10 protein-coding genes and 1 riboswitch are annotated in these 11,337 nt (G+C 49.1%); of the genes, 5 read left to right on the forward strand and 5 right to left on the reverse strand.

The genetic code is table 11. From position 1 onward, the window contains the following. Positions 1-165: 165 nt before the first annotated feature. The 3 genes from C6Y45_RS16730 to C6Y45_RS16740 form a co-directional block, all read right to left on the reverse strand. Positions 166-1,602 carry an amidase family protein gene (locus C6Y45_RS16730; protein ID WP_107586368.1) on the reverse strand — a complete coding sequence of 479 codons (1,437 nt, stop codon included), beginning with the start codon at positions 1,600-1,602 and terminating at the stop codon, positions 166-168. 631 nt (positions 1,603-2,233) lie between these two features. After that, positions 2,234-2,839 carry a flavin reductase family protein gene (locus C6Y45_RS16735; RefSeq protein ID WP_107586369.1) on the reverse strand — a complete coding sequence of 202 codons (606 nt, stop codon included), beginning with the start codon at positions 2,837-2,839 and terminating at the stop codon, positions 2,234-2,236. Next, positions 2,830-3,456, reverse strand: a complete 627-nt coding sequence (locus C6Y45_RS16740; protein WP_107586370.1) for an alpha/beta hydrolase — start codon at positions 3,454-3,456, stop codon at positions 2,830-2,832. The genes C6Y45_RS16735 and C6Y45_RS16740 overlap by 10 nt, the downstream gene beginning before the upstream one ends. A gap of 169 nt (positions 3,457-3,625) precedes the next feature. Here C6Y45_RS16740 and C6Y45_RS16745 point away from each other — a divergent pair, with 169 nt between their 5' ends. Further along, complete coding sequence (locus tag C6Y45_RS16745; protein ID WP_107586371.1) at positions 3,626-4,930, forward strand: acetamidase/formamidase family protein; 1,305 nt, start codon at positions 3,626-3,628, stop codon at positions 4,928-4,930. An 81-nt stretch (positions 4,931-5,011) separates the two neighbouring features. After that, on the forward strand, positions 5,012-7,102 hold the full coding sequence (recQ, locus tag C6Y45_RS16750) for a DNA helicase RecQ (RefSeq protein ID WP_107586372.1): 2,091 nt from the start codon (positions 5,012-5,014) through the stop codon (positions 7,100-7,102). 96 nt (positions 7,103-7,198) lie between these two features. On the opposite strand, the gene C6Y45_RS16755 is transcribed toward recQ, so the two are convergent. Next, positions 7,199-8,314 (reverse strand): nitric oxide synthase oxygenase, encoded by a 1,116-nt coding sequence (locus C6Y45_RS16755; RefSeq protein ID WP_107586373.1) that lies wholly within the window; start codon positions 8,312-8,314, stop codon positions 7,199-7,201. 104 nt (positions 8,315-8,418) lie between these two features. Next, a riboswitch (TPP riboswitch) is annotated at positions 8,419-8,518 on the forward strand. 127 nt (positions 8,519-8,645) lie between these two features. On the opposite strand from C6Y45_RS16755, the gene thiM reads away from it, so the two are divergent. Genes thiM through thiE form a run of 3 tightly spaced genes read left to right on the forward strand, consistent with a single transcriptional unit; the run spans position 8,646 to position 10,938 of the window. Then, on the forward strand, positions 8,646-9,464 hold the full coding sequence (gene thiM, locus C6Y45_RS16760) for a hydroxyethylthiazole kinase (protein WP_107586374.1): 819 nt from the start codon (positions 8,646-8,648) through the stop codon (positions 9,462-9,464). Next, complete coding sequence (gene thiD / locus C6Y45_RS16765) at positions 9,461-10,294, forward strand: bifunctional hydroxymethylpyrimidine kinase/phosphomethylpyrimidine kinase (protein WP_107586375.1); 834 nt, start codon at positions 9,461-9,463, stop codon at positions 10,292-10,294. The genes thiM and thiD overlap by 4 nt, the downstream gene beginning before the upstream one ends. After that, the gene (gene thiE / locus C6Y45_RS16770; RefSeq protein ID WP_107586376.1) at positions 10,291-10,938 is read left to right on the forward strand and encodes a thiamine phosphate synthase; all 648 of its coding nucleotides are present in this window, start codon (positions 10,291-10,293) and stop codon (positions 10,936-10,938) included. Before thiD ends, thiE begins: the two co-directional genes overlap by 4 nt. 142 nt (positions 10,939-11,080) lie before the next feature. Here thiE and C6Y45_RS17900 read toward each other — a convergent pair. Further along, positions 11,081-11,337: hypothetical protein (locus tag C6Y45_RS17900; protein WP_218017831.1), on the reverse strand; the 257-nt coding region annotated here is incomplete at its 5' end.

Raw genomic sequence — 11,337 nt, forward strand, 5'->3', positions numbered from 1 at the left:
ACATGTCGTCGGTCCTGCCAGTGGCCCATCATGGGAATCGACTCCTTTTTCTTTTATCATACGCCGAACCGAGGCAAAATCAAGCAAAAAAAGCCGCCCGCGGGCGACTTTTTCAACAGCCTGAAAATGAAGCCGCTGTTCAAGCGGCTTCATTTTTTATTCATTCTAAAGAACCGGCCGACGGCGTTTTTTCGAAGCCTGCTCATAAGCATATGCAAAGGAAAGCAGTTTAGGTTCCTCCCACGCTCTTGCAGTAAAAGTTATACCGACGGGCCGGCCTTCTGAAGTGTACCCTGCGGGCACAGTAATGGAGGGGTATCCCGCTTTGGCGGGCAGAGCCGCTCTACGGTTATTTTCAGACAAAAGGGCATCGAGTCCGTACTCCTCCATAATATGATCCACTCCTTCTTCTTTGGAAAAACGGAGATCTGTCTGCCGGTCCTCTAAATAGCCGGAGGCCAGCGGATCGTTACTCATTGAATCAGATAGTTCCAGGAGCGTCTGTCCAAAAGGCATTCTCTTTTGGGCATCTTGCTCGTTAAACAGCAGAAGCTCTTTCAAGGAGGAAACCGGCACGGCATCCGGAGTTCGGGACAGGTATTCATTGAGGGAATGCTTAAATTCATGCGGCAGTACCCTGGACTGGAACGGCCTTTCATTTGTTTCAATTTCCTTCACCTCCGCTCCGAGATTCTTAATGAGCTCCACCGCTTCTTCTACGCACTCCCGTTCTCCCTTCCCGTTTTCACTTAATAAAGCGGTATCTATACCGATTTTCGCTCCCTCGAGACCGTCTTTCTGCAGAAAAGAACGATAATTTTTCTTATGTTCATCTGCCCGGACCGTCGCCTCATCCTCTGCATCAGTTCCGGCCAGTATTTCCAGAAGCAGTGCGGCATCTGCCGTATTTCCGGCTATTGGTCCTGCAGTATCCTGGCTGCCGGAGAGCGGGATAATACCTCTCCGGCTGATCAGTCCGGTTGTCGGTTTGATACCGACGACTGAACAGGCACTGGCAGGGCTGAGAATGGATCCGGAAGTTTCCGTGCCGATAGCTGCAGGAACGTACCCTGCTGCCACAGCCGCTGCAGAGCCGGAACTCGATCCCCCTACGCTCCCTGCCTTAAATTTTTCGGGGCCATAAGGATGTTTCACCTGACCGTGAAGCGCGCTGAAACCGCTTGGTGCACCTTCGGTCATGAAAAACGCCCACTCGCTCATCGATGCTTTACCGAGAATAACGGCACCCGCCCTGCGGAGTTTTTCCACAGCCGCAGCATCTTTTTCAGCAGTATTATCTTTTAGAGCGATACTTCCGGCTGTAACCGGCATCCCCTCTCCTGTTTCAACATTGTCCTTTAAGAGCACAGGAATACCGCACAGCGGTCCTGCCTTCCCTTCTTTTCTCAGCTTGTCCTGAGTTTCTGCCTCCGCTTCTGCTTCCCGATTAATAAACGCGGCTGCATTCAGTGCAGGACCCTTTTTATCGAGGTTTTCAATACGGGTTATAAGCTTTTTCACGAGAGAAACAGCTGTGATATCCCCTCTCTCCAAAGCGCTCTGTATACCTTGAATCCCTGTTTCCGGAAGCTCATAGTTCATCTGCCTGTCTCCTTACTGTATGTGTTTAAGTCAAAAAAAATTACGAAAGCGGCCAATTATTATCCTGCTGCATATAAATCCTAATCGAGATTTCCATGAAAGCCTGCCCAGACTTTTAATAAAGTATTTCTTATGTATATGCAAAAGGTACCCTGCTGTACTTTCGGAAGTACTTCAGGAACAGTTTGTTGATTAAATGATCGTTTTAGAATATTTATTCCAGGACGAGTATAGACTCCTTCTCTTACCGAACCTGCCGTGGGGCTGGTCTTCAGCTGTTTGGCCTGCGCCATGAATAAGGATCTTCAGACTGCGCTGAAATCCCACCGACGTCTCCGCCGTTACGGAGGGAAAAGCCTCTCTTTATCGAAGAAAACGGCTTCAATAAAGGGGGCTTGGTAAAAACCTTTTTTCTATTTCCCTGCTGCAGCCGCAGGGGCGACTCCTGGGCGATCCAGGACGAGGCTCAGCTAATTTCTTCCAACCTGTGGGCGGAAGAAATTAGCTGAGCCCGGCCCGCCCGGAAAGCGTCCCGGAAGGCGAAAGCAGGAAACCGTATATCTATACACCAAAAACACTTTTTCAACAGCAGGGACTTTTCTTTCTCACTCAAAATATTAAACACTGCATTTTATTCAGGACGGTCCAGTTCAAACACTTTGCCGAGCCTGGCGTATTTTTTCCCTCCGAGGCGGCTTACCGGTTTCATCTTCTCCGTCTGTACTCTTCCGTCTTTTATCAGATTATCTTCGATGGAATAGCTGAGAATTCTTCCGATTATCAGATCGGTGGAAGAATCCTCCCCGTCGAAAACTTGATGATGTTCGAGCCGGCATTCAAGCCTTACTGTACTTTCTTTTATGGAAGGGACAGCTACGGTGCTGCTTACTACAGGAGTAAGACCGGCCTTATCCACTTCACTCTGTTCCGGCGGAAGGCCGGCAGAAGTCTCGTTCACTTCCTTTACATTATCCTCATCCGTGACATGAACGACAAATTCTTTTGTTTCCAGAATATTTACGGCCGTATCTTTCTGTTTTCCGTCCTTTCTTCCTACCGCAACAGAAATGAGCGGTGGATCAGCGGACACAATGTTAAAATAGCTGAAAGGAGCAGCATTCAGTATACCGTCCCCTGACAGCGATGAAATAAAGGCAATAGGTCTCGGAGTAACGATTGACGTCAGCATTCTGTAATTTTCTTTTTTTGAAAGCTCTCCGGCGTTAATTACGTACATATCGATGGTTCTCCTTTCCACCTGTCATAAAATTCTTTCGCCTTATTAATTTCCTCTCTCGTCAGCTGGTGCCCTTTGTCCGCCCAGTATAATTCCACTTCGGCCCCTGCCTCTTTAAGCAGCCCGTGCAGTTCCTCTGTCTCTTCAGGCTTACAGATGGGGTCGTTGGATCCCGCTCCGATAAAGACCGGCAGATTCCCCATTTCCGGAAGCTTTATTCCCCGTCGCGGAACCATCGGATGAAACAAGTATGCCTGTTTCAACGGGTTGTCGAAATGAAAAAGAAGGCTTGCAGCAATGTTTGCGCCATTGGAATATCCTACGGCTGTCACCCGGTTTCGCTCGAAATTGTATTTTTCTGCTGCTTCGTCCAGAAAATCATGCAGTTCCTGCGTTCTGTACAGAAGGTCCTCTTCATCGAAAACCCCTTCTTCCAGACGACGGAAAAAACGATTCATCCCGTTTTCATCCACGTTGCCGCGCACACTCAGCACGGCAGCGTCAGGATCAATCATCTCCGCAAGCGGCAGTAAATCCTCCTCGTCTCCCCCTGTTCCGTGCAGAAGCAGGAGCACCTCACTGTTATCATTATTTCCTTGACGGTAAATATGTTTCATATAAAAATCATCCTCCTAATTATCACTATCAAAAAGTAAGCTGTATATTCTATCCCCATTTTGCACCCGGATGCAAACATCTTATTTCCGGCAGAAAAGTTGTGCACGTATCAGCCCCCTGCTATGATTAATACCAGGAAAAGAAAACGCTTACAAGGAGGAATAATAAATGGCTGGAGCAAAAGAAACAATTATGGTAAACGAATTTGTCGACGGTATTATTGATCCGGAGAAAGAAATGCTGGGTCCGGTACGGGACGGCGGTCACATCGTAGCGAATACCTCGCCCGGCTGCTGGGGGCCTATGATTACCCCTGCTTTAAAAGGAGGACATGAAGTAACGACTCCTGTTTATGTGGAAGGCGCAGAAGTCGGAGATACTATCGCGGTCCGTATAAAATCAATCCGCGTCACTTCCATGGTCACTGCTTCCGGAAATGATGCACCGGTGGAAGGCCGCTTTCTCGGTGATCCGTTCGTAGCCGTTAAATGTCCGCAGTGCGGGACGCTTCATCCGGAAACAGTAATTAAAGGCACTGGCAAAACGGCGATACGCTGTTCGAAATGTGGTGCGGATGTCACCCCTTTTGAATTTACCAATGCCTACACGATGGCTTTCGACGACGAAAAACAGATCGGAATTACACTGGATCAGGATGCTGCGCTTCAGACAGCCGAAAACGGTCATTATTATATGGCCACTCCCGAAAATTCCATACAGAATCCGATTGTCACATTTGCCCCCCACGATATTATCGGGATGACTGCCCGGCTCCGTCCGTTTCTGGGCCAGCTTGGGACTACCCCGTCGATTGCTTTTCCTGATTCACACAATGCCGGAGATTTCGGATCCTTCCTCGTCGGAGCACCTCATGAATATGCCTTAACGGAAGAAGAGCTGGAAAAGCGTACGGATGGACACATGGATATTAACCGGGCCCGGGAAGGAGCGGTAGTGCTCTGTCCGGTAAAAGTTCCCGGAGGCGGCGTATATCTCGGCGACATGCACGCGATGCAGGGTGACGGGGAAATCGCCGGACATACAACGGACGTTTCCGGTATTGTCACCCTGCAGGTCAGCGTCATTAAAGGACTGAAAACGGAGGGGCCGATTCTTCTGCCGACTCCGGAGGATCTCCCTTTTCTCGCAAAACCACTGACCAAAGCAGAACGAAGACAGGCATATAAAACAGCTGAAAAATGGCACGTCCAATCACTGGAGGATTCTCTTCCTCTCTCTTTTGTCGGAACAGGTAAGACGCTGAATGAAGCAACTACAAACGGAATGGAGCGTGCAGCAGAACTTCTCGGGATTACTGTTCCGGAAGTAATGAACCGGTCTACTGTTACCGGCTCCATTGAAATCGGAAGGCACCCCGGAGTCGTTACGGTAACTTTCCTTGTCCCAAAACATCACCTGGAAAAACTTCAGCTGCTTGCACTGGCCGCTGAACAGTATCCTCCGGAAGAATAGCATCTTTTCTCACATTGTCACTGCCTTGTCTGTCGTGTAAACTGAGAACAGATATTCTCAGATAAAGATTGGTGGCAGAAGATGTTAGCAGCAGCGCAGGAAAAACTAAAACAGCACTACGGACACGATTCGTTCCGTCCCGGCCAGAGCCATGTTCTGGAACGGGTGTTTTCGAAAAAAAATTGCATGGGCATGATGCCAACAGGCGGCGGGAAGTCGGTATGCTACCAGATCCCGTCGCTTCTTCTGCCCGGAATTACCGTTGTTGTATCTCCCCTGATTTCCTTGATGAAGGATCAGATCGATGAGCTGAAAGAAGCAGGGATTGATGCGACCTTCATTAACAGCAGCCTTTCTGCAGAAGAAACGACCGCCAGGATGGACGAAATCAAAATGGGTCTTCAGAAGCTTGTTTACGTAGCACCGGAAAGGCTCGAAGCCCCGAGCTTTCTTCGTATGCTGCAGCGGCTGCCTGTTTCCCTTCTCGCAGTGGACGAAGCCCACTGTTTGTCCCAGTGGGGCCACGATTTCCGGCCGAGCTATATGCGCATTCCCGAGCTTATTTCCTCTCTTCCGGAAAAGCCGGTCGTGCTCGCACTGACGGCCACTGCTACTCCGGAAGTTTCAAAAGATATCTGCCGTGCCTTGAATATATATGAAGAAAACGTCGTAAAAACCGGATTTGCCCGGGAAAATCTTTCCTTTCATGTTGTAAAAGGGGCCGACCGGGATCATTATGTGACAGACTATATTGAAAGAAACCCGGAAGCTTCAGGTATCATTTACTGCGCCACCCGTAAGGAAGTGGAGCGCCAGTACGAAGCTCTCCGGAAAAAAGGAGCTTCCTGCGGCAGGTACCACGGAGGAATGTCCCCGGACGAGCGCCGGACGATGCAGGAACAGTTTGTATACGACGAAACAAAAGTTATGGTCGCTACCAACGCATTCGGAATGGGAATCAACAAATCCAATGTACGTTTTGTTTTTCACCGCAACATGCCGAGAAATATCGAAAGCTACTACCAGGAAGCCGGGCGTGCCGGACGGGACGGCGGTGACAGCGACTGTGTCCTGCTCTTTTCACCGCAGGATGTGCAGATACAGCAGTTTTTGATCGAGCAGTCGCAGATGAGTGAGGAACGAAAACAGCAGGAATTCGACAAACTGCAGACGATGACCCATTACTGCCATACAGAAACGTGCCTTCAGAAATACATGCTTGCTTATTTCGGAGATAACCAGTCCGCTGACTGCGGCCGGTGTTCGGAGTGTGTCGACAGCCGGGAACTGGAAGACATTACAAAAGAAGCACAGATGGTTTTTTCCTGTATCAAAAGGATGGGAGAGCGTTTTGGAAAAACGATGACAGCTCAAGTGCTGACCGGTTCAATGAATAAAAAAGTGAAAGAGCTGAAGTTCCATCAGCTGTCGACTTTCGGTCTCCTGAAGAAGAGGACCCAGAAAGACGTCGCCCAGCTGATCGACTTTCTGGCCGCCTCCGATTATCTCAGACTCAGTGGAGGTAATTATCCCGTGCTGCAGCTCACTGAAAAAGTGCTTCCGGTACTAAAAGGAGAAGCGCTCGTAACGAGGAAAACAGTAAGCCGGCCGGAAAAAGTGTCGGCAGAGCATCCGCTTTTCCCGGTGCTTCGGGAACTCCGCACCTCTCTGGCCAAAGAGCACGCAGTAGCGCCGTATATGGTATTTTCTGATCAGACCCTTCATGATATGTGCCGCAGGCTTCCCGACAACGAAGCAGAGATGCTTGCGGTCCGGGGAGTCGGTCAGAATAAAATGGAAACTTACGGTCATCTCTTTCTTCAGGCGGTGCAGCGTTACAAAACCGAACAGCAGGCGGAAAAGGGAAGCATATCTTCAGACACAAAAAGTTATGAAACAACTGCCTCTTTGTTTCTGGAAGGCTTTACCGTGGATGATATCTGTGGAAAGCGGGGCCTTAAGGAAACAACTGTTAAAAACCATCTGTTTGAAGCTCTTGAGGACGGTATGGAACTTGATCTCGCTCCGCTTATTCATCAGGATCATAAATCAGAAGTTATTGAAGCAATCGATCGTATCGGGCTGGAAAACGGTTTTAAACCTGTGAAGGAAGCTGTTTCGGAAGAAGTGGATTACTTTACGATCAAACTCGTTGCAGCCGAATATGTATAATTCACGGCCCCTCCCCCGCCGAAAATGGCAGGCAGATAACTACATTCACACAAGCAGGCCCCCGGGACGTCCCGGGGGCCTGCTGCTTTTTCACGGTTAAAAAAGGCTCTTATCCTTACTTTTGATGAACGGGCATTTGTTTTCTGACGTGTTGTTTCTATAAAAGAAATTCGGAGTGTTGACCGTATTGTCATACGCTTCATGAAAAATGTGTACTGAAGCCGGTGAGACAGGAGGAATCAGCCACGTCCAGTCGCCGGTCACCTTTCTTCCCAGTTGATTTTCCTTTCCGCAGAAAAGACGGAACTGCTCAGATGCGGTATGGTGATCGACAATTCCAGCCCCCGCCTCCTGAAAAGAATAAAGGACTGCCCTGTTCAGTTCAACGAGAGCCCGATCTTTCCAGAGAGTCGAGATTTTTGAAGTGTTCATGTCTAATATTTCCGCCGTTTCCTTTAACCTGTCGTAGCGGAAGGAATCTGCAAAGTTCCGCGCAGCAATTTCTGTGCCCATATACCAGCCGTTAAATGGTGCCGCCCCGTAAGTGATTCCCCCAATATTCATTTCCATGTCGCTGATTGCCGGGACCGTGTACCATTTCAGTCCTAGTTCCTTAAATTTTTCTTCTTCCGGATGTACTATATCAATCTCCTGAACGTCCTGCTTTTGATCGAGGGGGAACATATGAATATCTTCCCCTTCCTGGATAAGAAGCGGCAGAAGATCAAAGTCTCCTCCCCTTCCCTTCCATCCGAGAGATTCAGCAAGATGCGTAGTTTCCAGCGAATGAGGATCACCTCTTCCCGTTTCGTAACCTGCGTATCGTATCAGCTGGTGGTTATGAAAAAACAGCGGATCCTCCCCATCCAGATTCCGCTGGGGAAAAACCGTCACTGTCGGACGAATCTTTCCATCCCCTGCTGCAAACCTTAAATGTTCGCGTGCTGCTTCTGCTGCTTTTTCCGCTGAATGTATGTGTCTTGCGTCGATCACGTGAAGATTCTCCCAGAACAGCCTCCCAATACATTTATTGGAATTTCGCCAGGCAAGCTTTGCCCCATACGAAAGCTCTTCGTACGTGTGGGTGTAGGTTCCTGTCGCCTGTATCTCTTTCGCTATTTCCCGTATCCTGCCCCCAGCTGCTTCCGGTTTTCCCTTTTCCCGGTACATCTGATGAATAAAAGCTTCCGCCTCCTGCTGCAGTCTTCTCATATAATCCTCCCTTACTATCGTCCATCCCTTTAACTATGATAGTATAGAAGAAAGCGGAAACCGGGCAAGCTTTCCCGTTTCTGTTCACAAATTTATCATGTTTTACTGACCACTAGGGGTGCGCAATGCTGAGACAGACGCAAGTCTGATCCCTTTGAACCTGATCCGGGTGATACCGGCGTAGGAAAGTGGGGCGATCAGGCAGTCCGTCCCATTTTTGGTACGGATTGTTTTTTTATGCCGCCAAAAAGGGTAGAGAAAGATATTCAAGCTGATGACTCACTACATTCACGGTCATTAAAACGGCCGATATTAATTAAGGAAAAGGATGATGCCCATGCTTTCTGCAGCAGAACTCAGAAACAGAGTACGTCAGAATTCCCCACTAATCCACAATATAACCAATGTCGTAGTAACCAATTTCACAGCCAACGGACTTTACGCTGTCGGGGCAAGTCCTGTTATGGCCTATGCAATGGAGGAAGTCCGGGACATGGCAGGAGCGGCCAGCGCTCTTGTACTCAACATCGGCACGCTTTCACCCGAAACAAATGACGCCATGCTCGCCGCCGGAAGACGTGCCAATGAAGAAGGAGTACCTGTTCTGCTTGATCCTGTCGGAGCAGGAGCCACTCCTTTCCGTACCCGTTCCGCTCACATGCTTCTTCAGGAACTGGACATTGCTGTTCTCCGCGGCAATGCAGGAGAAATCGCCAATCTTTCGTCCGATCCTGTAGCTATGCGGGGAGTGGACTCCAAAGCCACGCTGGCAAATGCACGGGAAACTGCTGAAACGACAGCCAGGGAATTTAAAACGATCGTCTGTATGACAGGCCGCCAGGACATTATTACAGATGGTACAACCACCTATATTACATCCAATGGCAGCGAAATGCAGACAAAAATCACTGGTGCCGGCTGTCTACTTACAGCTGTAACCGGGGCGTTTGTCAGCCAGGGTGATGACCCGCTCGAATCTGTCGCTGCAGCATCAGCTTTCTATGGAGTGTGTGCGGAAGCTGCTGCAGAAAGACAGTCCTACCCGGGACCTGGTCATTTTCAAGTTCATTTTCTCGACATGCTCGATCAGCTGAGTGACGAACAACTCGAAGAAGCTATCCAACTTACAAAAGAGGAGAGTGCCCTATGAGTTATGTTAAAGCGTTGACTATCGCAGGTTCCGACAGCGGTGGAGGAGCCGGAATTCAGGCAGACCTGAAAACATTCCAGGAGCTGGATGTATATGGAACAAGTGCCATTACAGCTCTTACCGCCCAGAATACACTCGGTGTACAGGGTGTCTATCCTGCCTCCCCCGAAGCTCTTAAAGCCCAGATCAGCTCTGTTATGTCAGACATCGGAGCTGATGCTGTCAAAACCGGGATGCTGTTCGATGAAGAACGAATCAAAATTGTTGCTGATTTTGCTTCAAAAGAAGATTTCCCTCCCCTTATAGTGGATCCGGTAATGATTGCTACTTCCGGAGATCAGCTGCTTGAGGAAAAAGCTGAAAAGGCACTGATTAAAAAGCTCTTTCCCCACGCGGCACTCATTACTCCAAATATTCCGGAAGCGGAAGCACTCACAGGGAAAAAAGCCGGAACACTGCAGACGAGGAAGGAAATAATGCGGGACCTCATTTCTTTCGGTGCGGAAGCAGTTCTTTTAAAAGGGGGCCACGAAGAAGGTACTGACTGGATTACAGACATTTTATACGACGGAGCCGCTTTTCATTACTATCACGTACCAAAACTCGATACGCCGCACACACATGGAACAGGGTGCACGTATTCAGCTGCTATTACTGCTTATATGGCCAAAGGAAAAGCTCTGCACGATGCCGTTTACAGCTCCAAGGCATTTATACACCTGGCGCTGAGTGAAGCACGCTCTGCAGGAGAAGGTGCCGGTCCGGTTTATCATGCGGCACACCGCGGGGAAAACCGTGCTTCTGTCCACGTGGAGGTGGAACAGGAATGACAGGTTCATTTTCCAGAGAGCAGCTGTCTCTTTACTTTATCGCCGGCACCCAGGATACTTCCCGGGACTTTTTTCAAGTGCTTACCGAAGCTCTTGAAGGCGGAGTAACGATGTTTCAGCTTCGTGAAAAAGGAGAAAAAAGTGTTCAGTCGGAAGAAGAGCGTCTTCACCTCGCTTTAAAAGCTAAGGAAGTCTGCAGCAGATTTAAAGTTCCTTTTATCGTTAATGATGACGCAGAGCTCGCCGTGAAATCCGGGGCAGATGGCCTGCATGTCGGTCAGGAAGATCTACGTGCATCAGAAGCGAGAAAGATCATTGGCAGTTCAGCTGTACTTGGAGTTTCTGCCTACACGATTGAAGAAGCTGCCGAAGCAGTGGAAGCGGGGGCCGATTATGTAGGCGTCGGTCCGATGTACGCTACTTTTTCCAAACAGGATGCCAAGGCCGTGGTCGGGCCGGAACGAATCACCCAGATGCGTGAAAGCGGCATTAATATCCCAATTGTCGCTATCGGCGGTATACAGCCTGAGCATACTAAAGCGATTCTTCAGTCAGGTGCAGACGGTATATCCGTCATTTCAGCGATTGCTTCTTCCCAATCTCCCCGTAAAGCAGCAGCTGATTTCCGATCGCAGCTGATTTAAGCAGTCAGCTGCGTAAATTGCTTCCTCCGGGCACAGCCGTCGCGAGTCGGCTCCTTTAGAACAATAAGGACGATTTGATAACTTCCATTATCAAATAAAAAAGCCTGTCAGATAGTATTCTGACAGGCTTCCAGAGTGTTGATTAAGTCTTGATTTCAGAATAATTATTCTTCTGAATGTATAGCTTTCTCCTGCGCTCAGCCCTTGCCGTGAGGCTCGTCATCAGCTGTTTGCCCTTCGGCCATGGAAAAGGATCTTCTGACTTCGCTTTCTCCCACCGGCGTCCCCGCCGGACGTTCCGGAGGAAAAAGCTTTTCCTGAATGGAAGAAAGGATGGAATCAACACGTTATTTAGAAGAGAAACCTTCTTTTTATTTTCCTGCTGGAGCTGCAGCAGGC

This window comes from Alkalicoccus saliphilus (assembly GCF_003044065.1).
Classification (GTDB): Bacteria; Bacillota; Bacilli; order Bacillales; family Salisediminibacteriaceae; genus Alkalicoccus; species Alkalicoccus saliphilus.

Excerpts from the sequence above, each read along its gene's own strand:
- C6Y45_RS16755 (WP_107586373.1), bottom strand. The coding sequence starts at position 8,314 with ATGAGAAGACTGCAGCAGGAGGCGGAAGCTTTTATTCATCAGATGTAC.
- C6Y45_RS16735 (WP_107586369.1), bottom strand. The coding sequence starts at position 2,839 with ATGTACGTAATTAACGCCGGAGAGCTTTCAAAAAAAGAAAATTACAGA.
- C6Y45_RS16730 (WP_107586368.1), bottom strand. The coding sequence starts at position 1,602 with ATGAACTATGAGCTTCCGGAAACAGGGATTCAAGGTATACAGAGCGCT.
- C6Y45_RS16745 (WP_107586371.1), top strand. The coding sequence starts at position 3,626 with ATGGCTGGAGCAAAAGAAACAATTATGGTAAACGAATTTGTCGACGGT.
- thiD (WP_107586375.1), top strand. The coding sequence starts at position 9,461 with ATGAGTTATGTTAAAGCGTTGACTATCGCAGGTTCCGACAGCGGTGGA.
- thiE (WP_107586376.1), top strand. The coding sequence starts at position 10,291 with ATGACAGGTTCATTTTCCAGAGAGCAGCTGTCTCTTTACTTTATCGCC.
- recQ (WP_107586372.1), top strand. The coding sequence starts at position 5,012 with ATGTTAGCAGCAGCGCAGGAAAAACTAAAACAGCACTACGGACACGAT.
- thiM (WP_107586374.1), top strand. The coding sequence starts at position 8,646 with ATGCCCATGCTTTCTGCAGCAGAACTCAGAAACAGAGTACGTCAGAAT.
- C6Y45_RS16740 (WP_107586370.1), bottom strand. The coding sequence starts at position 3,456 with ATGAAACATATTTACCGTCAAGGAAATAATGATAACAGTGAGGTGCTC.